This window comes from Ferrimonas senticii DSM 18821 (assembly GCF_000422665.1).
GTDB classification, from domain to species: domain Bacteria; phylum Pseudomonadota; class Gammaproteobacteria; order Enterobacterales; family Shewanellaceae; genus Ferrimonas; species Ferrimonas senticii.
Genome location: NZ_AUGM01000001.1, coordinates 382294 through 408456 on the forward strand (window position 1 = coordinate 382294; position 26163 = coordinate 408456).

Annotated in this window: 21 protein-coding genes, 1 pseudogene and 1 CRISPR repeat array; of the genes and pseudogenes, 19 read left to right on the top strand and 3 right to left on the bottom strand. The window is 52.0% G+C overall.

Annotated features, from left to right (window positions below):
• The first annotated feature begins 8 nt into the window (after nt 1-8).
• The 7 genes from G506_RS0101780 to G506_RS0101815 all read left to right on the top strand — a co-directional run bounded on the left by G506_RS0101780 (nt 9) and on the right by G506_RS0101815 (nt 8373).
• Nucleotides 9-950 (top strand): siderophore ABC transporter substrate-binding protein, encoded by a 942-nt coding sequence (locus G506_RS0101780; RefSeq protein ID WP_028115381.1) that lies wholly within the window; start codon nt 9-11, stop codon nt 948-950.
• Nucleotides 951-973: 23 nt separating this feature from the next.
• Nucleotides 974-1291 (top strand): DUF3861 domain-containing protein, encoded by a 318-nt coding sequence (locus tag G506_RS0101785; protein ID WP_028115382.1) that lies wholly within the window; start codon nt 974-976, stop codon nt 1289-1291.
• 696 nt (nt 1292-1987) lie between these two features.
• The gene (locus G506_RS0101795) at nt 1988-2374 is read left to right on the top strand and encodes a hypothetical protein (RefSeq protein WP_169628059.1); all 387 of its coding nucleotides are present in this window, start codon (nt 1988-1990) and stop codon (nt 2372-2374) included.
• A 108-nt stretch (nt 2375-2482) separates the two neighbouring features.
• On the top strand, nt 2483-2989 hold the full coding sequence (locus G506_RS18455; protein WP_035386958.1) for a heavy metal-binding domain-containing protein: 507 nt from the start codon (nt 2483-2485) through the stop codon (nt 2987-2989).
• A 15-nt stretch (nt 2990-3004) separates the two neighbouring features.
• On the top strand, nt 3005-4660 hold the full coding sequence (locus tag G506_RS18460) for an efflux RND transporter periplasmic adaptor subunit (protein WP_051201815.1): 1656 nt from the start codon (nt 3005-3007) through the stop codon (nt 4658-4660).
• 8 nt (nt 4661-4668) lie between these two features.
• Complete coding sequence (locus tag G506_RS0101810; RefSeq protein ID WP_028115384.1) at nt 4669-7818, top strand: efflux RND transporter permease subunit; 3150 nt, start codon at nt 4669-4671, stop codon at nt 7816-7818.
• Between the two features lie 246 nt (nt 7819-8064).
• A complete protein-coding gene (locus tag G506_RS0101815; protein ID WP_205619451.1) occupies nt 8065-8373 on the top strand; it encodes a hypothetical protein in 309 nt (102 codons plus the stop codon).
• A 75-nt stretch (nt 8374-8448) separates the two neighbouring features.
• Here the strand turns inward: G506_RS0101815 and G506_RS0101820 are convergent, their stop codons facing one another.
• Nucleotides 8449-8805: an HMA2 domain-containing protein gene (locus G506_RS0101820; protein ID WP_028115386.1), complete on the bottom strand. Its 357-nt coding sequence runs from the start codon at nt 8803-8805 to the stop codon at nt 8449-8451.
• A 167-nt stretch (nt 8806-8972) separates the two neighbouring features.
• Between G506_RS0101820 and G506_RS0101825 the strand changes: the two genes are divergently transcribed.
• Genes G506_RS0101825 through G506_RS0101845 form a run of 5 tightly spaced genes read left to right on the top strand, consistent with a single transcriptional unit; the run spans nt 8973 to nt 12655 of the window.
• Complete coding sequence (locus G506_RS0101825; protein ID WP_028115387.1) at nt 8973-9317, top strand: hypothetical protein; 345 nt, start codon at nt 8973-8975, stop codon at nt 9315-9317.
• Nucleotides 9310-9975, top strand: coding sequence for a hypothetical protein (locus G506_RS18465; RefSeq protein WP_051201816.1), 666 nt, complete (start codon nt 9310-9312; stop codon nt 9973-9975). The genes G506_RS0101825 and G506_RS18465 overlap by 8 nt, the downstream gene beginning before the upstream one ends.
• Nucleotides 9962-10270, top strand: coding sequence for a magnetosome protein MamC family protein (locus G506_RS0101835; RefSeq protein ID WP_028115388.1), 309 nt, complete (start codon nt 9962-9964; stop codon nt 10268-10270). Before G506_RS18465 ends, G506_RS0101835 begins: the two co-directional genes overlap by 14 nt.
• Entirely contained in the window at nt 10257-10595 is a 339-nt protein-coding gene (locus G506_RS0101840; RefSeq protein ID WP_028115389.1) for a YtxH domain-containing protein, read from the top strand. The genes G506_RS0101835 and G506_RS0101840 overlap by 14 nt, the downstream gene beginning before the upstream one ends.
• The gene (locus G506_RS0101845; RefSeq protein ID WP_028115390.1) at nt 10592-12655 is read left to right on the top strand and encodes a heavy metal translocating P-type ATPase; all 2064 of its coding nucleotides are present in this window, start codon (nt 10592-10594) and stop codon (nt 12653-12655) included. The genes G506_RS0101840 and G506_RS0101845 overlap by 4 nt, the downstream gene beginning before the upstream one ends.
• A 105-nt stretch (nt 12656-12760) precedes the next feature.
• Here G506_RS0101845 and G506_RS18470 read toward each other — a convergent pair.
• Nucleotides 12761-14046: pseudogene (locus G506_RS18470) on the bottom strand (IS4 family transposase).
• Between the two features lie 517 nt (nt 14047-14563).
• Between G506_RS18470 and G506_RS0101855 the strand changes: the two are divergent.
• Nucleotides 14564-15172 (top strand): TMEM165/GDT1 family protein, encoded by a 609-nt coding sequence (locus G506_RS0101855; RefSeq protein ID WP_028115391.1) that lies wholly within the window; start codon nt 14564-14566, stop codon nt 15170-15172.
• A 50-nt stretch (nt 15173-15222) separates the two neighbouring features.
• Here the strand turns inward: G506_RS0101855 and G506_RS0101860 are convergent, their stop codons facing one another.
• Nucleotides 15223-15831 carry a TonB-dependent receptor domain-containing protein gene (locus G506_RS0101860; protein WP_028115392.1) on the bottom strand — a complete coding sequence of 203 codons (609 nt, stop codon included), beginning with the start codon at nt 15829-15831 and terminating at the stop codon, nt 15223-15225.
• Between the two features lie 691 nt (nt 15832-16522).
• Here G506_RS0101860 and cas1f point away from each other — a divergent pair.
• Genes cas1f through cas6f form a run of 6 tightly spaced genes read left to right on the top strand, consistent with a single transcriptional unit; the run spans nt 16523 to nt 24738 of the window.
• Entirely contained in the window at nt 16523-17509 is a 987-nt protein-coding gene (cas1f, locus tag G506_RS0101865; RefSeq protein ID WP_028115393.1) for a type I-F CRISPR-associated endonuclease Cas1f, read from the top strand.
• Nucleotides 17506-20871, top strand: coding sequence for a type I-F CRISPR-associated helicase Cas3f (gene cas3f, locus G506_RS0101870; protein WP_028115394.1), 3366 nt, complete (start codon nt 17506-17508; stop codon nt 20869-20871). The genes cas1f and cas3f overlap by 4 nt, the downstream gene beginning before the upstream one ends.
• A gap of 14 nt (nt 20872-20885) precedes the next feature.
• The gene (csy1, locus tag G506_RS0101875; protein ID WP_028115395.1) at nt 20886-22148 is read left to right on the top strand and encodes a type I-F CRISPR-associated protein Csy1; all 1263 of its coding nucleotides are present in this window, start codon (nt 20886-20888) and stop codon (nt 22146-22148) included.
• Nucleotides 22145-23032, top strand: coding sequence for a type I-F CRISPR-associated protein Csy2 (gene csy2, locus G506_RS0101880; protein WP_028115396.1), 888 nt, complete (start codon nt 22145-22147; stop codon nt 23030-23032). The genes csy1 and csy2 overlap by 4 nt, the downstream gene beginning before the upstream one ends.
• 14 nt (nt 23033-23046) lie before the next feature.
• On the top strand, nt 23047-24090 hold the full coding sequence (gene csy3, locus G506_RS0101885; protein WP_028115397.1) for a type I-F CRISPR-associated protein Csy3: 1044 nt from the start codon (nt 23047-23049) through the stop codon (nt 24088-24090).
• A gap of 9 nt (nt 24091-24099) precedes the next feature.
• On the top strand, nt 24100-24738 hold the full coding sequence (gene cas6f / locus G506_RS0101890; RefSeq protein WP_028115398.1) for a type I-F CRISPR-associated endoribonuclease Cas6/Csy4: 639 nt from the start codon (nt 24100-24102) through the stop codon (nt 24736-24738).
• Between the two features lie 151 nt (nt 24739-24889).
• A CRISPR array of direct repeats spans nt 24890-26119; the repeat unit is 28 nt; unit sequence GTTCACTGCCGCGCAGGCAGCTTAGAAA.
• The last annotated feature ends 44 nt before the right edge of the window (nt 26120-26163 follow it).

Genomic DNA, 26163 nt, shown 5'->3' on the forward strand with positions numbered 1-26163 from the left:
ATCAACCCATGAACAAGACTCTAACCAAACTGGCAGGCGCACTGGCGCTGTGTATCGGTTTCGCTGGTAGCGCGCTAGCGGCTGGCACCATCGACATCACCACCGTTAACGACAAGAAGCAGCCAATCAAACTGGAAGTGCCGTACATGCCAGAGCGCATCGCGGCGTTGAACTACACCACCGTTGATATCTTGGACCAGTTGGGTCTGGGTGATCGCATTGTTGGTATGGTGAAAAGCTCGGCGGTACCTGCGCACCTGCAGAAGTACGCTGACGATCCAAAGATCGTTAACCTCGGCACCATGAAAGAGTTGGATCTGGAAGCGCTGATGTCGCTGCAGCCAGATATGATCTTCTCCTCCGACCGTACCGTGCGTCAGTACAAGACGTTTTCGATGATCGCGCCAACCGTAGCCAGCTACGTGGAATACCAAAGCGGTTTCTTTGAAGGCTTTAAAGCTAACCTGATCCGTCACGGCGAGATCTTCGGCAAGCAGGCGGAGGTGGCTGAGGTGATCAAGCAGTATAGCGATCGCATCGCCGCAATGCGCGCGCAGGCGGACGACAAAACCGCGATGCTGGGTCTGTTCACCGGTGGTTCCTTGCACGTATTGGGTGATAAAGGCCGGATGTCGTTGATTACTCACGACATCGGCTTTAACAACCAAGCGGTTGGCGTTGACGTAAACCACGGCAACACCTCCTCTTACGAACTGTTCGTACAGAAGAACCCAGATTACCTGTTCATTTTGGATAAAGACGTCGCGGTAGGCCGCAATGCTAAATCTGCGACCATGCTGATGAACAACGAACTGATCATGCAGACCGACGCCCATAAAAATGGTCGTGTGGTGTTCCTGCAGCCAGGCGATACTTGGTACCTGACCGACGGTGGTATCGAAGCGCTGGATATGATGTTGGATAACGTTGAAGCGGCAATGAAGCTGTAATTAGCAATTGATAGGAGCACAGAATGAAAGGCCACCTGTATCAATTTCACGTTGAGTACAAAGAAGATAAGAAAGGCAATCCAATTGCCGATCAATCGTTAGACTTTGCCGTACGCAACCACGATGAACTGTTCACCATCGTTGAAAAGCTTAAGCGTCTTGAGCTGGATAAAAACGACACCGCCGCTTTTGCCTTTGGCCTAAAGCTGCTGGGCGAAGTAATGATGAAGAACAGCAAGCACGAACTGATGCGAGAGATCCGTCCGCACTTTCGTGAAATCATGGGCTGCGTAAAAGGCCGTAAGCCTCGTGGTGCGGATGAAGCGGAAGCTGAAGCTTAAAGCGGTTATATTCGGTTAAACCGAGCGATAACAACGGGTTCTGAAGCGATTCAGAACCCTTTTTTATGGCTGTAGCTAGGGCGTGTTGACCTTTGCTGCATATTTTTGCGCCCATTATTGGCTGTTTTTGAAAGCCAATTGATCTTGATTGGTTATTTTTGCGGTTCTGCTCTCACTGAGGGGCGCCTTGCAGGGTCGGACTAGCGGCTGTCACTCTTCGTCATACGATTTCGACGTAGAGCCACTATGCCTTTAATCGCAATCCTTGATTGACAGTCGCTATCCTCGACCAAATTCTGAACACCAAACGTCAACACGCCCTAAGCCGATTGATGGCGATCAACAAAGCGTTCTGCCGCCATCCGAAGTTGATTGTTGCGACCGATCTAGCTGCCTATGATAGCGATAAGGGAACAGCCTAGGAGGTAGTGTATGCATACCCGCGAGCACAAACGGCAACTGCTGATGTTGTTGGTAGCGGTTGGATTTATGCTGCTACTGCTCACCGCTGCGTAAGCCAACGCAATGAGTAAAACGCCGTGGCGCAATCACTGTCGCGGCGTTTTTATCATCTCAGCGCTGCAAAAATAGCTGCAACTTAATGGAAACTAACTGAAGTAAGTTAGAGTCTTAGTTGATGCCACCAGAGAGTGGTAAACTGTCGATAATAACTGTTAATGGATATCAACCTTGGCTTTGACGCGATCATTTGGAGTGTTGCTGTTGCTACTGGCGCTGTTGTGTCAGGGCGCCACTGCGCGTATCCATATCGCTGCGCCAATGTCTGGCCCGCTCCAACTAGCGACCACCGTTGAGCCAATGAGTTGCCATGGCGACCAGCAACATAATTTGCCGCTCGCATCACTGAGCCACAGTGATGTCGATCAACATGGTCAAGGACACTACTGCAGCGACGATAATTGCGCTGGAGAATGCGGCCAGTGTCAGGTGATCTCGGTGGTTGCCGCGTTGTTTGCCGAACAAGCTTCATTTCCCTATTTTCATGGTCCGCGCGCCCGCGCATCCTTGCCAGATTTTACTTCGGTTACTCTGTTCCCAGACTCCCCACCTCCGTTGGCGTAAGCCCTCAGTAACTTAAAGTAAATTTATTGTTTCGCTCGCGACTGCAGATAGATGCAGCGCAGCGATTGCTATGGTATTACGGTGACCGATCACCGCTTGGAGATTTCCATGAAAACGTTGTACTCCTGTTCTGCTGCGCTACTGGCGGCATTGTTAACCTTTACCTCACCGTTTTCTGCGGCCAACGCGAATGACCCACATCACGGTCAGCATCATCAAGCTCAGTCTACTGAAGTGGCTGCTTATGCATGCCCAATGCATCCGCAAGTGACCGGCCAGCAGGGGGATGAATGCCCGAAATGCGGCATGAAGCTTGAGGCTACCGGCACAGCTGATTCCTGCCCTCATGGCCAGCATAAGCCAGGCTGTAAAAGCAAAATGAAGCACCATCAGGGACACGGTGCAGCGACTCACGCATGCCCGATGAACCCGAGCATTACCGGCCAAGCCGGTGACGAATGCCCTAAGTGCGGTATGGCATTAGAGCCATTGGCAGGCTTTGCTTGTCCGATGCATCCAAAGGTTACTGGCCAGATGGGTGATGAGTGCCCGAAATGCGGCATGAAGTTGACCCGTGGTGGCATAGCGGGCGGCCACGCCCACCACAGCCACTAACGGTTGGGGGAGTCTATGAAAATCAGCCATACCTACGGTTGGCTGCTGGCGGCACTGCTTTTGGGCAGCGCCGTACCCAGCTACGCCGAAATCACTCCGAATTCTGCAACTGAGTCGGCTGCTGCCGCGACTCATCGCTGTCCAATGCACCCGGATGAAACCGGTGCACTGAATGATCGCTGTTCAATCTGTAACATGTTCATCAACGAGCCGATCCCAGCCGCCACCGCTGAACAGTTGTACCGTTGCCCAATGCACCCGGATGAAACCGGTGCGCTGAACGACCGCTGTTCAATCTGTAACATGTTCATAAACGAACCAGTGCCAGCCGCCACCGCTGAGCCGTTGTACCGCTGCCCAATGCATCCGGATGAAACCGGTGCACTGAACGATCGTTGTTCAATCTGCAACATGTTCATCAATGAACCGGTGCCAGCCGATAGCGATCCGCACGCCGCTCACAATCATCCTGAGCCTGTGGCGTCGCCGGTTGCGGCCGCGCTGGCGCCGCTACCGAGTGCTTTGCCGTCGGCGACCAGCAGCGAGACGACCACTCAATACCTGTGCCCAATGCACCCACACATCGTTGGCGAAGAGGGCGATACCTGCCCGATTTGTGGCATGGATCTGGAGCCGGTAACCGTTGGCGGCAGTGCCGATGCCATCGAGGTCAATGTCTCTGGAGATATGCAGCAGGCGCTGGCGGTGCGTACCGCTGCGGTTGAACGCGGCACCTTGTGGCGTTACCTGCCAACCCTTGGCACCGTGGAATACAACCAAGATGCGATTAGCCATATCCACACTCGAGTCACCGGTTGGGTAGAGGGAACCCAAGTGCACAACGTCGGTCAGCGCATTAACAAGGGCGAGCTGTTATATCAGCTGTACTCGCCTGAGCTGGTAACTGCCCAAGATGATTACCTGCAAGCGCTGGATTACCTACAACAGCGCCGAGATGGCCAAGCGCTGCTGCGTAAAGCGCGGTTACGGTTGCAACTGCTGGGGGTTGATGAGTCGGTGATTGCCCAGTTAGAGCGGACCAAATCCAGCCTGTATCGGGTGCCGTTTTACGCCCCGCAAAGCGGTATTGTCAGTCAGCTAAATCTGCGTGATGGTATGTACATTCAGCCTGGTGAAACCCAAATCGAGCTGGTGGATCTGCGCAGCGTTTGGGTGATTGCCGATGTTTTTGAAAATGAGCAGAGCTGGCTCAAAGTCGGCAATTTTGCCGATGTCACCGCCGCCTCGCAGGGGATCTTTGCCCGCGAAGGGGTAATTGATTACCTCTATCCAACCCTTGATCCGGTGACCCGCGCAATGCAGGTGCGGATCAAACTCGACAACGCCGATGAGGTGCTGCGTCCGGGCTCGTTGGTGGATGTCGAACTGTACGGCGGCGCGCGTCGTAATTTGCTGATTGTGCCGACCGAAGCGCTGATCCAAACCGGCCGTGAAAACCGAGTGGTGGTTAAGCGCCGCGACGACAGTTTCAGTGCGGTGGCGGTGACGCTGGGGATGATCAGTCAAGGCAAAGCCGAGGTCCTCAGTGGTCTTAATGAAGGCGACCAAGTGGTGGTATCGGGTCAGTTTTTGCTGGATTCCGAAGCCAGCATTCAAGGCAGCCTGCGCCGCTTAAGCGCTGACGCCAAACCGTCTGAGCACAACCACTAGGAGGCGCGATGTTAGCTGCAATTATTCGTGCCTCACTGCGGCAGCGGTTGTTGGTGCTGGTACTTACCGCAGTGGTGGCGTTGCTGGGTTGGCAAGCGATGCGCACCACGCCGCTGGATGCTTTGCCAGACTTGTCTGATGTGCAGGTGATCATTAAAACCGCCTACCCAGGCCAAGCGCCGCAGTTGGTGGAACAGCAGATCACCTATCCACTCTCCAGTGCGATGCTGTCGGTGCCCGGCGCTAAAACCGTGCGCGGTTTTTCGATGTTTGGCGATTCGTTCGTTTACGTGATTTTCGAAGATGGCACCGACATCTATTGGGCCCGTTCGCGGGTGCTGGAATACCTGTCGCAGATCCAAGGGCAGCTGCCGCAAGGGGTAACCCCAGCGTTGGGACCGGATGCCTCTGGGGTTGGCTGGGTGTTTCAATACGCCTTGGTGGATACCACCGGTAAGCACGATCTGGCACAACTACGTTCGCTGCAAGATTGGTTTTTAAAGCTGGAACTGCAAAGTGTTGCTGGGGTATCTGAGATCGCCACCGTTGGCGGCATGGAGCTCAGCTATCAGTTGGTGGTCGATCCGCACAAACTGGCGCTCTATCAACTGGATCTAATGGCGGTTAAAAGTGCCCTGGACAGCGCCAACAGCTCGGTCGGCGGTTCAGTGCTGGAGATGGCTGAAGCGGAGTACATGATCACCGCCTCCGGCTATCGCCAGAGTATTGCCGATTTTGCCGAGATCCCATTAGGGGTGTTATCCGCGTCCGGTACTCCGGTGTTGATGAAAGATGTGGCCACCATCCGCACCGGTCCCAGCGCTCGTCGTGGCATCGCTGAGCTGGACGGCGAGGGTGAAGTGGTCGGTGGCATCGTAGTGATGCGCTTTGGCGAAAATGCCCTGCAAACCATTGATAACGTCAAAGCGAAACTGCTGGAGCTTGAGGGCGGTCTACCGGAAGGGGTTGAGCTGCGGATCACCTACGATCGCTCCAGTCTCATCTTGCGCTCGGTTGATAACCTAAAATCGAAAGTGATTGAGGAGATGGCGGTCGTCGCGCTGGTGTGTTTACTGTTCCTGTTGCATGCCCGCTCAACGTTGGTGGCGGTGATCTCATTGCCGCTGGCGATCCTGATAAGCTTTATCGCCATGCGCTTAATTGGCGTTAACGCCAACATTATGAGCCTTGGCGGCATTGCCATTGCCATTGGCGCGGTGGTGGATGCGGCGATTGTGATGGTGGAAAACCTCCACAAGCATCTAGAGCATTACCGTGAAGAACATGACGGCCAAGCGCCCCGAGGTGCCGCCCATTGGCAATTGGTGCAGCAAGCCGCCGTCGAAGTTGGCCCGGCGCTGTTTTTCAGTTTGCTGATCATCACCTTAAGCTTTGTGCCGGTATTTGCCTTGGAGGCGCAAGAGGGACGCTTATTCCACCCGCTGGCGTACACCAAAACCTTTGCGATGGCCGCCTCAGCGCTGCTGGCGATCACCTTAATCCCGGTGCTGATGGGCTACTTGGTGCGCGGCAAGATCCCGTCGGAGCGTAAAAATCCATTAAGCCGACTGCTGATCGCGGGCTACACGCCGCTGCTTAAGGCGGTGCTGCGCTTCCCTAAAGTCACGGTGCTGGCAGCGCTGTTGATCTTAGGCTCGGCTTACTATCCGCTGTCGCAGCTGGGCAGTGAGTTTATGCCCGAGCTGGACGAAGGCGATCTGCTGTATATGCCGACCACCTTACCGGGGCTAAGTGCCGGTAAGGCATCGGAGCTACTGCAACAAACCGACCGCTTGATTAAAACCATTCCCGAGGTCGAGCGGGTATTCGGTAAGGTTGGCCGTGCCGATACCGCCACCGATCCAGCGCCGCTGACCATGCTGGAAACCACCATCATGCTCAAACCACGCGATCAGTGGCGTGACGGCATCGAGATGGCGGACATCATTGATGAGCTGCAGCGTACCGTGAAGGTGCCGGGGATCACCAACGCCTGGGTGCAGCCGATCAAAACCCGCATCGATATGCTGTCTACCGGGGTGCGTACACCGGTAGGGATCAAGATTGCCGGCGGCAACGTCGAGCAATTGCAGCAAGTGGGCGCCGAAGTGGAAGCTATCGTCAGCAAACTACCGGGTACCCGTAGCGCTTTTGCCCAGCGTACCGGTGGTGGTCGGTACATCGACATTAAACCGGATCTGACCGCTGCGGCACGCTACGGCATGACCTTAAAACAGGTGCAAGATGTAGTGCAGATGGCGATTGGTGGCATGACCGTTGGTGAGTCGATCCAAGGGCAAGAGCGCTATCCGATCAACATTCGCTACCCGCGGGCGCTGCGCGATGACATCCACAAACTGCGTAACCTACCAGTGCTGACCAAAACCGGTAAGTACGTGCCGCTGGGGAATCTGGCCACCATTGAGCTGCGCGACGGCGCGCCAATGTTAACCAGTGAAAATGGCCGACTGATCTCGTGGGTGTTTGTCGATATCGATGGGGTGTCCATTGGTGATTACATCAAAACCGCACGCGCCGCGCTGGATAACGAATTGTCGTTGCCGCCGCGCTACAGCGTCAGCTTTGCTGGCCAATACGAGTATATGCAGCGCGTCCAAGCCAAGCTTGAGTTAGTGGTGCCGCTGATGGTGGCGGTGATCTTGCTGCTGTTGATGCTGACCTTTAATTCGATGACCCAAGCCTTAGTGATCCTCTTGAGCTTGCCGTTTGCCTTGGTTGGCAGCGCCTGGTTGTTGTGGCAATTGCAGATCGATCTGTCGGTGGCGGTTGCCGTCGGTATGATTGCACTGGCCGGGGTGGCCGCCGAGTTCGGAGTGGTGATGCAGGTTTACCTGAATAATGCCACTGAGCAGGCGAAAGCGCGGGCAGAGAAGCAGGGCCGGGAGTTCAATCGTGGCGATCTGTATCAGGCATTGATGGAAGGGGCGGTAATGCGCATTCGACCGAAAGCGATGACGGTAGCGACCATCTTCTTTGGCTTGCTGCCGATCATGTGGGGCGGCGGCAGTGGCAACGAAGTGATGCAAAAGATCGCCGCGCCGATGGTCGGTGGGATGATCACCGCACCACTGTTGTCGCTGTTTGTTATTCCTGCGATTTACCTACTGTGGTACGGGCGTAGGTTGCCAAATGAGTAACCAGTAGTCCAGCCAACATAAGGGAGCGAATTCGCTCCCTTATTTGTTGCCGCAGGATAACGAACTTGCTCTTCAGGCTATCGATTTTTTCGTACCGCAGGGACTGGAGCTTTAGCGATTTTTGGCAGACAATCAACGCAATGGATAATAATTATCACTTGCAGTATGTCATCACTAAAGAAGTTAAAAAAGCTCAACAAAGTCGCTAAAGCTGGCAATAAACAGCTGGCCAAGTTAAGACGGCCAGTGGCGACAGCGCCGGTTACTGGCAATAGCAACGCGACGGTGATGCAGCAACTGGGTGGCATTACCAAACAAGCGGGATTGAGCGCAGTGCGAGAGCTGGCAACGCCGCTTAATCCGCTACTCAGTTGGTTTGAAGGGGGTCATAACCTTCGATTTACTGCGGCCAACCAAATTGGCGCTGCGGTTAGCTCCAATCGTGCGGCGGTATCGAGCATCGCCCAGCTGCCGCTGAAATCACCGCCATGCAAAAGTTGCCCAGCGAAAGTCGGTGGCTTATGCAAATGTGCTCGTAAGAAATTCGGCGTTTAAGAGGCTACGCCTCAAAAGCAAACAGGCCGCGCAAATTGCGCGGCCTGTTTGGTTTTATTCGGCTATTCGGCGAACTCAGATTGGTAGCGCCTTGGCTAGGGTTGGCCCAACCAATTGCCGTAAGGCGAGGGCAGCGATGCCTTTAACTAGGGTTTTTGAGCCGTTTTTTACTGCGTTTTCGACAAAGGCGTGGCGCTGTTCGCTACGCAGCCAACCGTGACTTTCCACGGTTTCGAGCAGATCGTCGGCGGACATTTCGCTGCTGTTAAAGGTAATCGCCACCGAGCCGGCAAACCGCTTGTGACTGATGGTGTCGATAGCTTCAATTTGCTTAAGCTGATCAATCAGTTGTTCTACCTGCTGCGGGTTACGCAGGATGTAGTCAGAACGTACTCGCAGACGCCGGTCGGTCTTGTGGATATAGGCAGACACTAGATAAACCTCAATGAAACTGATTCGCATTAACCGTAATGAGTTTACCTGAATTTAGCCAAAAAAATATGTCACGAATGCGTTGTTTATTGAGTTAGATCCAGTGTGTTAACGCGTTGTTGTGGCAGCATCGCCAGATATTCTGCTTCAACAAATGGTTTACATTCATGTCACAACTGTCCGATGAGATCTTAGCTTTGCGCCAATGGGTACACGTTGCCCACCACATTCCCGGTCGCATCCGCTTGCGGTTTAACTCTGCCTTGGTCGCCAGACTAGCGAATCAGCAAACCGAGCAAGCGATGCAGCACGCATTGCAATTCGAGCCTCTGACTCGTTACCAAATCAATTCCGATACCAGCAGTGTGCTGCTGGAATATCAGCCGGCCATCGTGCCGCCAGCGCTATTGGATCAGGCATTCAGCCTTGATCATCAACAGGCCCATTCGGCCTGTACTCAATTGATTGAACTGTTAACCCCTTACTATCAAGCAGGAGGCCATCATGGCTAACAAGGACGAACAACAAACCATGCCTTACCCACCTTATGGCTACCCATACGGTGCGCCGATGCAGCAACCAATGCATCCGCAGATGCCACCACAGATGCACATGCCTCCTCATATGCACCCGCATTATTACCACATGCAGCCACAGATGCCGCCTCAGGGCTACCATGGCTACCATCCGCAGATGATGGCACCGCAGCCACAGCAGCCTAAGCACGATCACTTTGATCCTTTGATGGCGCAGTCGCAGCACATGCTGGAAGGGTTAATGGGCGAGCAAGCCGGGGTATTTAAAGACCTGTTGCATAAGCTGGGTGTTGACGACAAAGAGTTCTGGAAAGGCGCCATGGTCGGTGCCGCGGCAGCACTGATCTTAAGCAACGAAAACGTTCGCAATCAGTTGTTGGGGCTGCTGGGTAACGCCGGCGATCTGCTCAAATCCGGTGGCGAAAAGGTTAAATCCGCGGCGTCAACCACCGCTTCCAATGTGACCGGCGGGGTTGCCATGGGCGCTGACGTTCTGCGTGACGCCATGCAGGCTGGCACCACCGGTTTTAAAGAGTCGGTAGCGCGTCATCGCACTCCAGCTGAAGCCGCCGACGTCGCTGCGCCGATTGCCGAAGAGCAAGCGGTTGCGGAGCCAAACCATGAGCAACAGTAGTCATGAACTGAATACCGCCACCCGCACCATGATCGCCAGCGCCTTGCTGGGCGGCACGGCGTCGGTTGCCTGCCAATGGCAACAGTATCAAAGCGGTGAAATCGACGTCGCCGAGCTAACCAAAAAAGCATTGATTGATGCGTCTAAAGCCGGTGCGGCTGGCGGTGTTGCCAGCGCCATGGGTGGGGTGATGGCCGGGCGTCCAGCCCTGTCGGTCGCCACCTTGCTACTTGGCGGTGCCGCCGCCCTGTATTTGATTGATGATGTGAAGGAAAAGCAGCATGAGCCACAATAACGATCCGTTTGGCTATTACGGGGCGATGCCGCCAAGCAATCAGCCACAGCAGCCTTATGGCAACGGCTACCCAAACCCTTATCAGTCAGGTTATCCGCAACCTTATGCCCAGCAAAATGGCCGCACTCATTTCATCTCCGGGTTGATCGCCGGTGCCGCGGTGGCGTATCTGCTCAGCAATAAAAAAGTGCAGCAGAGCGTCAGCAACGTGGGCACCAAGGCGTGGTCAACCGTGCGTGGCGAGGTTGAGGAGCTGAAAGAGCGCTTGGAAGACACGCAAGCGGAGCTGGAATACTACCGTAACCTGCACAAGGAGCAGCAATGAGCCTAATCCAGATCCGGCATCACCTGCCGGGGCGGGTTCGGCTTAAAGTCGCTGCAGAGCAGCCGCTTGATGGCATAGGTAATTGGCTCCGTAATGGGCTTTTGGCCATTCAAGGGGTGCGCACGGTGCGGGTTAACGAAACCGCGCAGTCGATCGTGGTGCAGTACGATCCCCAGTTGCTGTCACAACAGCAGCTGCAACAGCGGCTCGATGAGTGGCAGTGGCAGCAAGCGAAAGTTATCGATGATGAAGAGCATCAATACACCCGTGGTGATATTGCGCTGAATCTGATGGGCTTGTTAGCGGCGGCGTTTCTGCCAAAACCATTGGCCGCCGCGACCACCGCAACCTTAGTGGCGCCGTTGGTGGTAGAAGGGGCCGAACAGCTGCGTGAGCGTAAGCTCGGGGTCGAGGTACTGGATGCCATCGCCATCGGTTTATCGGCTTGGCGTGGCGATCATAAGACCGCAATGCTAACCCAAAGCCTGCTGTCGCTGGGTGAGTACATGGAGCAACACACCAGCCGCTCCAGTGACGAGTTGTTGGCGCAGTTGATGCAGCCGAAACACAGCCAAGTGTGGGTTCGTCGCGGTGGTATCGAGCAACAGCTCAGCTCCGAACAATTGCTGGTGGGTGACTGTGTGCTGCTGGGGCCAGGGGATGCGATCCCGGCCGATGGTCGCATCGAGTCGGGCACCGCCTTGGTCAATCAGGCATCGTTAACCGGTGAATCGTTGCCGGTACGCCGCGAGCCGGGGGCGTTTCTCTACTCCGGTACCGGGATTGCCGATGGCAACATCGTGATGGTGGTGGATAAGATCGGCAGCGAAACCACCACCGCCAAGATCAGCGCCATCATTGCCGATGCCTTGGATGAGAAAAGCCAAACCCAGTTGGCGACCCAGCAGATGGCCGATCGCCGCGTTAAGATCACCTTGGGCATTGGCGCGGCGGTATACGCGCTGACCGGCGATCTGCAGCGATTGGCCTCGGTATTTTTGGTGGACTACTCCTGCGCCCTCAAGCTATCGACGCCGGTGACCTTCAAATCGATGATGTACCGCGCCGCTAAGCAAGGCTTATTGCTTAAAGGCGGTCGGGCGATGGAAGAGTTGGCCCAAGTTGATACCGTGGTGTTCGATAAAACCGGTACCTTGACCTACGGCGATCTGGAAGTGACCGATGTGATCTGCATGACCGAGCAGCAATGCGCCAAAGATCTGTTGGCGCTGGCGGCCTCGGTGGAGGAGCACAGTAATCACCCATTGGCGCAAGCGGTGGTTAACGCCGCCAAGCAAACCAAGTTGCCGCACATTGAGCACGGTGAAGTGGAGTACGTGGTAGCCCACGGTCTAACCAGTACCATTAATGGTGCCAAGGTGGTGATTGGTTCACGCCACTTTCTCGAAGCCCATGAAGGGGTCAACTTTAATCAGTTGGAACTGACCATCAGCGAGCTAGAGCAGGCCGGTAAACACATGTTGTTTATCTCCAGTGCTGGTGAAGCGATTGGGGTGATTGCCCTGCGCGATACCTTGCGTGCAGAAGTGCATGAGACGCTGGCGGCGCTGCGCCAAGCTGGGGTGGTAAATCAGGTGCTGTTAACCGGCGATACCGACGCCAAAGCGCGGCAACTGACCGAGCAACTTGGCCTGGATCGCTACTTTGCTGAGGCAACCCCAGAAAGCAAAGCCGAGATTGTCACCCAGTTGCAGGCGCACGGCCACAAGGTGTTGTTTGTCGGTGATGGCGTCAATGATGCACCAGCCCTGACCGCTGCTGATGTTGGCTTGGCGATGGCCTCTGGCACCGAGCTGGCGCACATGGCCGCTGACGTGACTTTGCTGAATGACAACCTGATGGGGGTGGCTGAAGCGCGGCAGCTGTCGCAACAGGCGATGGCGTTGATCCAAAGTAACATCCGTTTAGCTGAGGTGGTCAACAGCGGCATTATGGTCGCGGCAGCATTGGGCTATTTAAGCCCAGGCTACAGCGCCCTGTTGCATAACGGCACTACCTTGGCGGTACTGGCTCGAGCGGTTAACGCCCGTTATCAATAGCCGTAGCGTGTCCAGTTCTCAAAGTAACAAGCCCTTGCAGTGCAAGGGCTTTTTAGTTTTTTCAGTGCGTCCATTTGGGCCTAGGGCGTGTTCATACACTGAACCTTAAGCATTAAACCCCTCCAAAATCACCTCGAAACTGTTGCCCTGTTTGGCTTTTGACTGCTGGGCTCGGTGACAGTTTTGACATATAAAGTCGAACGCCCAAGCTAAATCAGCGGCTAATTGGGTTAACGACTTTGATGCCAGCGAGTTCATTATGGGTTCAAACCAGTTCTGTGCTGATTTGGCGATTTTGAACAACGACAATCGACGTTGCAGACGTTGTTGGGCCGCTCGGCCAATGAAACGTTTGACCAGCAAACTTAACGACTGGCCCAAATTAACCCTTCAACCATGTGTGGCTGTCGAGTTACGAACTTCTTCAAGTTGTTGTAACTCTTCCACTCTTTGAACAACAGTTCGATTTGCCAACGTACGCGGTATAGGCGGCTGACCTCTTCGGCGCTGAACTGCTCTCGAGGCAGGTTGGTTATCCACCACAGATAGCGCTTCTCCTCGGCGTGCCAGAACATCACCATACGGCACTGGTACTTTGGCCATTTTACGTCTAAATCCAACATCGGAGCCTTGGAGCCTCGGCGCTGCTGTAGTGCCTTTAACTTAACTCCGACGTATGACTTGAGCTCTTTGCTTTTGCTGTTCAACGCTCGAGTAATCGTTGGGTTAAACCACTTCGACGACCGCATCAAAAAGTAGCCGTGATGTCGTTGCACATTGCTCATGTACTCAATGCCGACGTAGCCCGCATCGGCCAGTAGCAGCGAATTGCTCAGGCTTTCTGCTGCCGGCAAAAACTGGCGTTCCGATGCCGTATCCGCTGAAATGCTCAGCTTTGCCGGTTGCTCGTCCTGCAGTGACATTGTCATGTGGCATTCAACTGCCGCTGGTGATTTACCTTTGAAGCGATTGGGGAATACCTCGGCTAAATCAGGATGGATCGCAAAAGATGATCCATCCTGAAGCAATACTTGGTTGAACTGCTTCAATTTAGACGGCAACTCGGCGCTGAGTTGATTGCCAAACACCTGAATGGCTTGCGCCACTACGGCTTCCATAAAACGGGCAAATTCAGCTTTTCGCAGCTGGTTATGAAATGGCTTATAGGCTACGGATGTAGCGGGATCCATCTGAATGCCATTGAAGGCGCGATGTAGATCAGCAATCGCATCCACTTTGCCATCACCAAAGGCCTTAACCAAGCTGCTGACTAATGCCAACGGTTGGATGTCGCGCAGACGTTTGCAAAATTTATGCTGCTTGGCGACTTTATTTAACCAAGCTTCATCGAACAGTTGAGTTAGGTGCTGAATTGGATTGATAATGGACATCGGCTCTTGGGTTGTGACTTGGTTTTTTTTGGCGATTAAATCTGATCACATCAAGAGCCTTTTTTCTAGGTTTTTTATTAGGTTAGGGCTAAAGATCCTGTCTATGAGGGCGTGTTGATCTTTGCTGTATGTTTTTACGCCCATTGCTGGCTGTTTTGACTGCAAATTGATCTTGATTGGTTAATTTTGCTGCTCAGTGATCACTGAGTGGCGCCTTGCTGGGTCGGACTAGCAACTGTCACTCTTCGTCATGCGATTTCGACGTAGAGCCCTGATGTTGATTTCAGAAGAGAGGGCCTTCAATCGCAATCCTCGATTGACAGCTGCTATCCTCGACCAAATTCCGAACACCAAACGTCAACCCGCCCTAGTCAGCATTGTCGGTTTTAGCGGAGGCTTTAGGGCATTAGTTTGCATCTGCGGTTCGGCTAAGACCAGCGTCGCAAACTTCAGCTGATCGTTTGCTGATGGCGGCATTTATTGGTAATAAAGGCGCTTTTTTAGGGGCAGAGCGACGATGAGCTTTGATTGGGCGTTTGCTGATCCGGCAAACAGTGTTGGCTTATCTTCTGCTGCAGTGACCTTTGTGATGGTAGCGCTGGCGGAAATCGGCGACAAAAGCCAACTGGTGTGCATGACCTTGGCTAACCGCTATCGAGCCAAGCCAGTGATTATCGGCGCGATGTTGGCGTTTTTACTGTTGAACGCATTGGCAGTGATTGCCGGTTCGCTGTTGGCCAATTTGCTGCCAATCGAATGGGTATCGTTGCTTGCTGCGCTGTTGTTTGCCTGGTTCGGGATCAGCAGTTTGCGCGCCAGCGCAGAGGAAGAGGATGAGGTTAGCTTAACTCGCTCTAGCAAAAGCATCGCGCTCAGTGCTTTTATGCTGCTGTTTTTGGCGGAGCTGGGCGATAAAACCCAATTGAGTGTGGCGACCTTATCGGCCACCGAAAGTGTCATCGGCGTCTGGCTGGGGGCATCGGCGGCACTGCTGTTAACCACAGTGTTAGCGGTGGTGATCGGCCGTAAGCTGTTGGCTAAGGTCAACCCGGTGTTGATGTCGAAAGTAAGCGGTGCATTGTTTTTGCTGATAAGTGCAGTGATGTTGCTGCGGCTGTGGCAGTAACGAATGCTAACTAAACAAGGGAGCCAAGCGGCTCCCTTGTTGGTTATTGGCTAAAACTGATAGCTCAGTGAGGCACCAACATAGCGGCCCGGTTGGTTGTAGCGGTCGATATTGCTACGACCCGCTTCGATCCCGGCGACATCAATCCATTGGATGTACTTCTTATCAAGCAGATTGAAAATACCGCCACGCAAGGTCACCTGTGGGGTGATGTTGTAGTGGCCGTTAAGATCGATGATCGCATAGCCAGCGGTTTGGTAAGGATCGATTTCGGAGTCGGTGAAGCCGTCAAAGGCATCAGCGACATTATCACGGTCTTTACTGGCGTCGAAACGACCATCGATGCTGCCACCAAAACGATCCTGCGGGTCAAGGTAGCTTAAGGAAACGGTGGCATTGAGTGGCACGATTGAGTTAAGCGGCTGATCTTCAGTGCGGTTTTCGCCATCGCTGTAAGCGGCCGCCAGATTAAGCGCCAATCCTTCGGCGATAAAATCCAGCCACCACTGAGCTTGTGCTTCGATCCCTTTAATCCGAGCTTGGTCAACATTGTTGTATTGGTATTGACCAAAGGGGTAGGCCGGATTGCTGAAGTCGGCAGTATTGATAATAAAATTATCGTAATCGGTCAGATAGGCTGTCAGTGCGGATTTCAACATGTACAAAATTGGTGCCAAGCAAAGGGCTATACGTTAAAGGCTTTGGCTAAGCGTTTGAAATAAGCGGTGACGATCTAACGCAAGTAAACTGGATGACCGGCGAGGGTAAAGGCCATGGCCATGCGCAGAGCGCTTAAAAGATAGAATTCTAGAAAATATTCCCACGCACGTGTGGCGTGCAATAAAGACGGCAACATCATCGTGCCGATTCAAGTGCCATACGATATAAATCTCGACGTACTGGACGGCCCCGCAGACTCGAATGTACAAGGTGTCGGCAGGCTGATCGATTAAATACCGGTCGAGGGAGAGGGGTTGAGCGCTTTCGCATCTCGCTTGAGATGGCCAACCGACTATGGGATAACCGGACATGATGACTCTTTACGTTACTGTGTGGATATACAGTGTGGTAGAGCTAGAGTTATCGAGCAATGAATTTAATACTGCGACTTGCTTGCATTAACACCAGTTGACAATGAGCTACTGGCCTTAACAAAAAGCGTCAACTTATTTAAGGACTAGACATCGATAGGTGCTCGGCCAACTAAAGACAAATCTGTTTTGTGATCTAGCTCGGTTAATATCCGCACCATTAGAGGTATATAGTCAATTTGGTAGTCCAATTAGCGTTTTGGATTGCCCATGAAAGTGGCTGCTACTCAGTCACTGATTAAAGCTAATGGGTGAGAAAATGGATAATCTGTCCCCATCTGACTTGAAATCAATACTCCACTCAAAGCGCGCCAATATGTATTACTTGGAATATTGCCGTGTAATGCAAAAAGATGGGCGCGTGTTGTATTTGACTGAGGCTGATAAAGAGAACCTCTATTTCAATATCCCAATAGCGAATACCACAGTGTTATTACTAGGTAATGGCACTTCGGTTACCCAAGCAGCGATGCGCATGCTGTCACAAGCGGGGGTATTGGTTGGTTTTTGCGGTGGTGGTGGCACGCCGCTGCACATGGCAACCGAAGTCGAATGGTTCACGCCACAAAGTGAATATCGGCCTACAGAATACCTGCAAGGCTGGCTGTCGTTTTGGTTTGATGATGAGCAGCGCTTTGCTGCGGCCAAGCAGTTTCAAAACGCACGAATTGAATATCTAAATAAAGTGTGGCGATCAGACCGTGAACTCAGACTGGAAAATTTTAATCTGAACGACGATGTGATCCAACAATCGTTGGCAACCTTTCACCAGCGCACGGAATCTGCCAGCAAATCGGCGGATCTGCTTCTTATTGAAGCCCAGCTTACTAAAGCGCTGTATAAATACGCGGCGAATAACACGGGCAAAGAAGCGTTTACCCGTAAGCAGCAGCTCGATAAGAAAAGTACCGATAAAGCCAACCGCTTTCTTAACCACGGTAACTACTTAGCCTACGGGCTTGCGGCAAGTTGCCTATGGGTGCTTGGCATTCCGCATGGCTTTGCAGTGATGCATGGAAAAACTCGGCGTGGGGCCTTGGTGTTTGATGTCGCAGACTTAATCAAAGATGCCATCGTGCTCCCTTGGGCATTTGTTTGCGCCAAAGAAAACGCCACCGAACAAGAGTTTCGCCAACAAGTATTGCAGGCTTTTATCGAGCACAAAGCCTCAGGGTTTATGTTCGATACCGTCAAACAAGTCGCGCTACAGGGGCAAGATGAACAAGAGGATGATCTCGCATTATGATGGTCACTTTTGTCTCGCAATGTGAAAAAAACGCGCTGAAGAAAAGTCGCCGCATACTGGATGCATTCGCCAACCGAATTGGTGACAACACATGGCAAACCCTGATCACCGAAGAGGGGCTATTAACTGTGCAAAAAATGCTGCGCCAAACCGCCAGCCGCAGCACCGCGGTCAGTTGCCACTGGATTCGCTCTCGCTCGCGCAGCCAGTTTCTGTGGGTCGTCGGCAACAAAAAGAATTTCAATGCAGAGGGTTATGTGCCGGTTAATAGTACGGAAAAAGACTTGCTCAACAGCGAGTATGAAAATGATTGGAAATATCTACCTCTGATCAAGTCGCTCGCGGCAATGGCCGCTTTGCTGCATGACTGGGGTAAAGCCTCTTTACTCTTTCAAGAGAAACTAAACCCAGACATCCACACCAAGCACAAAGGCGACCCATTGCGCCATGAGTGGGTCTCCTGCTTGTTGTTCCGCCAGCATGTGGTAAGCAACTCCAACGATAACTTCGATCAAGGTTGGTTAAAGGCACTGCTTAATCAAGGCATTGAAGAAAAAGCTTTTTCTAGCCAGACGTTGAGCGTCGAAAACCCTTTAGCCAATCTGCCTCAGGCGGCGAGTTTGATTGCGTGGCTGATCCTTTCTCACCACCGTTTGCCCTTGCCCAAAGAACAGGAAATCTGTCACCGCCAGCGCGAAAAGCACAATGCTGATTTGGGAGATTTACTGGCAAGAATTACCCAAGAGTGGGGGTATGAAAACCGTTTTGACGATTACAACACGCTACTGGCTAAGTGTTTGACGTTTTCTAACGGAGGACTTTCACAGTCCAAAACTTGGCTCACCGCACTGCAACAACGTAGCAATGATTTACTTCATCAATTGCCGTTACTTGAACAGGCAATGGATGATGGTAGTTGGCGTGTTATTTTACACCATGCGCGACTTTGCTTGATGTTGGGCGATCATTACTACTCATCGCAAGCTCAAGATGCCCAATGGCAATCACCGATAAAACTTTATGCGAATACCGATCCCAACACTAAAGCCCTAAAGCAACAACTTGATGAGCATTTGGTTCATGTGGCGAAAGTTGCGGTCAACACAGTAAAACTGCTGCCATTTTTTGAATCGGAACCGCTTAAAGCAACCGGGCTGGCGGCACTCTCCCCTAGAGCAAACACCCCCAAAGCGTTTCGTTGGCAAGATAAAGCAGTGCGCAAGATAGTTCAGTGGCGACTGGGCAGTGAAGACAAAAGCCAAGGTTACTTTGTGGTCAATATGGCGAGCACTGGCTGCGGCAAAACCATGGCGAACGCCAAAATCATGCAGGCTCTATCAGAAGATGGCGAAAGCTTACGCTTTATCCTTGCGCTTGGCCTGCGCACGCTGACTCTGCAAACAGGGGATGAATACAAAAGCCGCTTAAAGCTAAATGAGAGTGATTTGGCGGTATTGATAGGCTCCAAATCCATTTTGGCATTGCATCAATCTGGTCAGCAAATTGACAAGCAAGAGTGCGAGCTAGAGCAAGCGCAAACGGGGTCAGAATCAGCGCAAAGCTTACAAGAAGAAACGGATGAGCTGCATTGGCAAGGCATTTTGCCAGAAGAAGAGCTCACTACCGTACTGACTAACGAGAAAGACCGCAAGCTGCTTTATGCCCCTGTATTGGCATGCACCATCGATCACATTATGGCTGCGTCTGAGACCAAGCGCGGCGGGCGATACATTCTGCCGTGTTTGCGATTAATGTCTTCCGATCTGGTGATTGATGAAATTGACGATTTTAGCGGCGATGATTTGATCGCGATTGGCCGTTTAGTGCATTTGGCTGGGATGCTTGGGCGCAAAGTGATGATCTCCTCTGCCACGATCCCACCAGATTTGGCCTTGGGCTTGTTCAATGCTTACCGCCAAGGCTGGGCGGTTTTTGCCGCCAGTCGTAACCGCGTATCTAGTGTCAATGGCGTGTTTGTCGATGAATTTACCGCTCAAGTTCAGCTTATAGGCTGTAATGACAATGACTTAGCCAGTTACCTAGCGTTTCAGCAGGCGTTCATCCAAAAAAGGGTCACTAAACTCAAGCAACAACCCGCGAAACGAAAAGCAGAGATCATCCCTTGTGCCAAGCAGCCGGAACTTCCGATTGCCGAACAATATTTCGCGCAGATCCAGCAGGCGATCCTCGCCAAACACGCCGCGCACAGCACACTTGATCCGCACAGCCAAGTGCAGGTGTCGTTTGGTGTAGTGCGCATGGCGAATATCCAGCCCTGCGTAGAATTAACCGAATACCTCCTTAGTTGTGATTGGCTAGAAGAGACGGAGGTGCGTTGCATGGCCTATCACAGTCAGCAAGTGCTGTTATTGCGTCACGAACAAGAAAAGCATTTGGATGAGGTGCTCAAGCGCAAAGAAAAAGGCGATGAATTACCTGTGGCATTTGCTCACCCTATCATCCGCAGTCATTTAGAGCAGTGCCAAGCCAAGAATTTGATTTTTGTGTTAGTTGCTACACCAGTCGAAGAAGTTGGCCGTGATCATGATTTTGACTGGGCGGTGATTGAACCCTCTTCTTATCGCTCGATTATTCAAATGGCAGGGCGGGTAAGAAGACACCGTGATGGCGAAGTGAGTGTGCCCAATATTGGCCTTTTGCAATTTAACTACAAAGGGTTCAAAGGTGGAGAGCAGCGAGTGTTTCAACGCCCAGGTTACGAAATAGACCAAACTACCCAGCTGCAAACCCATGATCTAACCGAGCTGGTGGATGAAGAAAGCTTATTGAATAGCGTAAATGCGATTGCGCGTATTCAAAAGCCGAGCCAGCTTACACCACACAATAATCTGGCCGATTTAGAGCATTTTGCCACGGCAAAAACAGTCGGCATTGCGCAGATTGGCCAAACACCACAAAACGGCACCACTCGGCAAGATAGGTTTAATCGCCGCCGCGGCCCTAATACATTTTGGAGTGATCACCTGCACGGTCATATTCAGGGCTATTGGGGGCTGACGGCCTTGCCACAGAAATTCAAACGTTTTCGGCAAAGCGAGCCGAGCGTGCCGATCTATTTGCTTAAGAAAGCACGCAGCATCGAATTTGGTATCCGCGATGAGCAAGGTGGTTTGTCACCGATTGAGCGTACGCTCAATATTCAGCACAAACCACTCTTACCAGAACAGCAAGGAAAATTATGGCTGACGCGTGATTACAGCCAACTTATCACTCAGTACAGCGCAGATGAGGAGCAGGAGCTTATCACCTCGCTGAAATATGGCGAACTCAGCTTTATTCATCGTGAGGATGAGCAGGCATACAAGTATAACGACCAGCTTGGGTTGGTTAATGTGAAATGATGGAGGGGAACTACGTGTTAGACCCAGCAATCACCTCGTTCTTTGCAGAACGAAAAGAAGCGTGGCGTAAAAAAAATATCAGCGCCTCGATGCATGAGGATGCTGTGAAGGAGAAAGAGCAAGAGTGCGAACAGGTGTTTGCCTTGGCAAATTGGCTCCCCGATGCCGCTAAACGGGCAGGGCAGATCTCGGTATCGACCCACCCGTGCACTTTCAGCCATCCCAGTGCACGAAAAAATACAAATGGTTACGCCTCGTCGATTATTGCTCACAACAAGCCAAGCGCCGATGGCTTTTTGCGTGCGGGCAATGTGAATGTAAAACCCGATGCATTGGGCAATGCTGCTGCGTTAGATGTGTACAAGTTCCTCCATTTAGAGCTGGAAGACGGTCAAACTTTGCTATCGCATATTGAGCAAGAAAGTGAGTTAGTGAAGTCTTTGCTCAGTTTGCCAAACCTTGGTTATCAAGCCTTGCGTGATGGTTTTTTAAATATGGTGCGTTCAGACCAAGAAGACGTCTCAAGCTCCAAAATCAAGCAGGTTTACTTTCCTATCGCAGACGGAGAATATCATTTGCTCTCGCTATTGACCCATTCGGGGCACTTGTATGAACTGCGCCGCCGACTTGATGGGCTGCGCTTTGGCGAAGACGTTAAACAAGCTCGTGAGTGCCGCAAACAGAACCAGTTCTATGCTAATGGTTATCGAGAAATTTACGGCCTGACGACCATAGGATTTGGTGGCACTAAGCCGCAAAATATCAGTGTGCTTAACAATCAAAATGCCGGTAAAGCGCACTTACTTAGCTCACTGCCGCCAGCTTTGAAATCCAGAGAAACACGCCTGCCCAAAAGCGACTTCTTCAAAGAGTGCTTCACCGCATGGCAAGCCAAAGAGGTATTAGACGCCTTACATCGCTTGTTTACCTCTGAGCACAACAACATCCATATTCGTGACGGACGCGACTATCGCATTCAACAATATGTTGATCTGGTGATTGAACGCATGTGGCAAGTGCGGTTTGCACTTACCGAGTATCAAGGTGAACTTGCCTCAGATCTGCCGCTGGAGCAAAAGATCTGGTTATACCCTGAGTTTGAATCGCAACGTTCGGAACAAGATGAGTGGTTGGATGAAATCGTACGCTACATTTCACGCGGCTTACTCAGGCATTACAACAAAGGTAAGGTGATTGCGTCTCCCGTATTGCTGGCTGACGAAGAGTTACTGGCGATTGAAAAAGTGGTGAGCAATAGCAAGGAGCTTCTGCGATGAATCTATTGATCCTCCCGCATATTAAAATTCACAATGCCAATGCCCTCTCTAGCCCGTTTACGATTGGTTTTCCGGCGATGACGGCATGGCTTGGTTTTACCCATGCGCTTGAGCGCAAACTCAACCAAGCGGGTTTAAGTGATTTGATGCTGCACAGCACTGCGGTGGTCAGCCACCACTGTGATTTGCAAACGTATCGTGGTGACGGTGATTTTGTTCACTCTATTGTTGGTACAGGTAACCCGCTCGATAAAGACGGCTCTCGCTCGGCATTCATCGAAGAAGCCCGTTGTCATTTAGAGGTTTCATTGGTGATTGAGTGGAACGGTAATGAAGAAAAACTCGAACAAGCGGATTTTATCGACACGCTCAAAGCGGTGATCGCCACCATGAAAATTGCTGGCGGAGATGTTTTGAGCTTGCGAACGCCGTTTATTAAAAACCTTAACGAACAGAGCGAGCAGGAAACCAAAGCGTTAGTTAAACAACTGATGCCGGGTTACGTGCTGATTGAACGTCGTGATCTGATGATTGACGCGATGCAGCAGGGCGAAGATGCGCTAGATGCATTGATTGGCTACCTCACCATCAACCACCACTGTGAGCAGCAAAATGACGCAGTGACTTGGCGCAGTGAACGCAAGGAAGCAGGCTGGATTGTGCCGATTGCGACAGGATTCCAGGGCATCTCGCCGCTGGGAGAGGCCAAAAACCAACGAGACCCTAACGTGCCGCACCGCTTTGCCGAAAGTGTGGTGACCCTTGGCGAGTTCGTCATGGCACATAAAATTCAGCACATCAACGAGATGCTTTGGCAACACGCACCCGATTTAGATAACGATCTTTACCTCTGTCAGCAAGTTAATGCGACCTACGAAAACTAATAAGGAAAAATATCATGGCGAAAAACAAAGACACCGCATCGGTATTAGCGTTTGAGAAAAAACTGGTTCCATCCGATGGTTACTTGTTTGGCACCAACTGGGAAAACAAAGCGCAACTCACGCCATTGGCGCTGCAAGAAAAATCGGTACGCGGCACAATTTCTAACCGTTTTAATAAAAAAGACACTGGGGAGTTTACGAAAGACCCAGCAAAGTTGGATGCAAAAGTTGAAAGCCCCAACTTGCAACGCGTTGATGCGTGCGCATTGGGCCAAGGGCAAGACACACTAAAGCTACAGTTCACCCTAAAAGTGCTTGGCGGCCTTGCCCAGCCCTCAGCGTGTAATAACGCGTTGTTTAAACAAAGTTACGCTGCAGCGGTGAAGCAATATATTGCCAAGCATGGCTGTTTTGAGTTGGCGCAACGCTATGCCACTAACCTCGCCAATGGCCGTTTTTTGTGGCGCAACCGAGTGGGCGCAGAAGAAATCGAAGTACAGGTCACCGCACTGAACAAAGGCGCGGAACAAACATGGACCTTCGATGCCAAGCAGTTCAGCACGCGCTCGTTTGATCACTCCGATGAACAAGTAAACAGCTTGGCCGACCGCATTGCGCAAACCCTTTCCAGCGAATCCGACCACCTTATGCTGCAAATCGATTGCTTCGCTAAAGTGGGTAAAGCGCAAGAGGTTTATCCGAGCGAAGAGCTCGTGCTCGACAAAGGCAACAGCAAAATCAAGAAAAACAAAATTCTTTATGCGGTCAACGAGCAAGCCGCGATGCACTCGCAAAAAATTGGCAATGCACTGCGCTCTATTGATACCTGGTACCCAGATTATGCATCGGAAGAGCACAGCGCTGGCGCGATTGCCATCGAGCCTTATGGCGCAGTCACTAATTTAGGTAAGGCATTCCGCACTCCGAAAGAGAAGCAAGATTTTTATACTTTCTTTGACAAATGGGCTCGTGGCGAAGAGCTGCCGCGTGAAGAAGACGCACACTATGTGGTCGCCGTATTGGTGCGCGGTGGGGTGTTTGGCGAAAGTGATAAATAGGTGGCGGCGATGAACGTCTACCAAGAGATCACCCTGTTGCCAGATGCCGATATCTCGCTTGGTTTTCTTTGGCAAAATGTGTTCCAGCAAGTACATATTGCTTTGGTGGAAAACAAAGTTGGCCCCAATGAGTCGGCGGTGGCGGTGGGCTTTCCTGATTATCGCAACGCCCAGTTCCCACTGGGTAAGCGGTTGCGGTTGTTTGCCAATGACAAACAGATATTGGAAAAGCTCAATATCAACCAATGGCTCAATCGGCTTGAAGATTATGTGCACATTAAAGGCATTAAAGCTGTGCCGGATGAAGTTAGCTACGTGAGTTTTGTACGCAAGCAAGTGAAATCAGCTGAACGTGTTGAGCGAGATATGGCGCAAAAAGCCGCATTGTGGGCAAAAAAATCAGGCAAACCACTAACGGAATGCTTGGCTGAGCTTGAAAAAAGCAAACCCCGAGGACACAGCGAACTGCCGTTTATCTATCTGCATAGCCAGCAGACCAAACAACGTTCACCGGAAAAAAGCAGTAAGTTCCCGTTGTTTATTGATCTTCATCCTAGGGGGGAGCAGACCCAAGGGCACTTTGACTGTTATGGGCTGAGTAAGAAAACGAGCACCCAGCAAATGTCGGCGGTGGTTCCGCACTTTTAAGCAGTAAAGGGTGATTTTCACCCTTTATTTTTTTGTTCTTTAAAAAGTTGAATAAAAACAATTTGTTGTGAATTTAGTCATTTGACAAGGTAAAAGTTTGATTCTTGTTATAACCGTTTGTTGTAAATCCATTTTTTTGCGATAGCCTATTGTTCACTGCCGCGCAGGCAGCTTAGAAAATTCCATGTTGATTATCGGGTTAACTCAAAAAGTTCACTGCCGCGCAGGCAGCTTAGAAAACCCAACTGCGCGATCGACTGCTGAGCTTGTCAGTTCACTGCCGCGCAGGCAGCTTAGAAAAGGCTGAAGCGCAAGCCGCAAGCAAAGCCAAAGTTCACTGCCGCGCAGGCAGCTTAGAAAATGAACATCGACTCATCCACCTGCAGCGATTCGTTCACTGCCGCGCAGGCAGCTTAGAAAAATTCATCCACCATGATCTGGTTGGTGGTGATGTTCACTGCCGCGCAGGCAGCTTAGAAAAGTCGCAGCAGCAGCCAGCGGCCAGCGCTTCGGTTCACTGCCGCGCAGGCAGCTTAGAAACGTGGGCGGCTGGCAATTGCTTTGCTGTGCATGTTCACTGCCGCGCAGGCAGCTTAGAAAACAAGGAGCAACAACCCATGGATCTATTCATCGTTCACTGCCGCGCAGGCAGCTTAGAAAACACCCCTGCGGTCTGACTCAGGAACTCAGCAGTTCACTGCCGCGCAGGCAGCTTAGAAAAAGTTGCTGGATAGACAGTGGTGGCACCGAAAGTTCACTGCCGCGCAGGCAGCTTAGAAAATGAAATTTTACGTTAAACAGTACGTTGATCAGTTCACTGCCGCGCAGGCAGCTTAGAAAACGATCGAAGGCGTTCGCCAACACGTCGTTGCGTTCACTGCCGCGCAGGCAGCTTAGAAATCAATCAACACTCGCCATCTTTGGCCCAATGCGTTCACTGCCGCGCAGGCAGCTTAGAAAAGCAATTTGAGCAACAACGAGTTGAGGGCGTCGTTCACTGCCGCGCAGGCAGCTTAGAAAATGAAAAAAGGCGCAGAGCGTCGAATCGCTCAGTTCACTGCCGCGCAGGCAGCTTAGAAATCGCACAACTCGCCAGTGCTGGCCGTCAACTCGTTCACTGCCGCGCAGGCAGCTTAGAAAAACGCCCCACGGCGACCGGCGGCACTTGCCAGCGTTCACTGCCGCGCAGGCAGCTTAGAAAACTAGCATTGTGGCGTCTGAGGCCATCGGTTCGTTCACTGCCGCGCAGGCAGCTTAGAAATTTGGCCGGTTTGAAGTGGCCGCGATCTAGCCGTTCACTGCCGCGCAGGCAGCTTAGAAAACTACATCCACGCGCACGGCACCAAAGGCCAGGTTCACTGCCGCGCAGGCAGCTTAGAAAGCTCCGGGGCGGAACTATAGGGTTTGCGTTCACTGCCTCGCAGG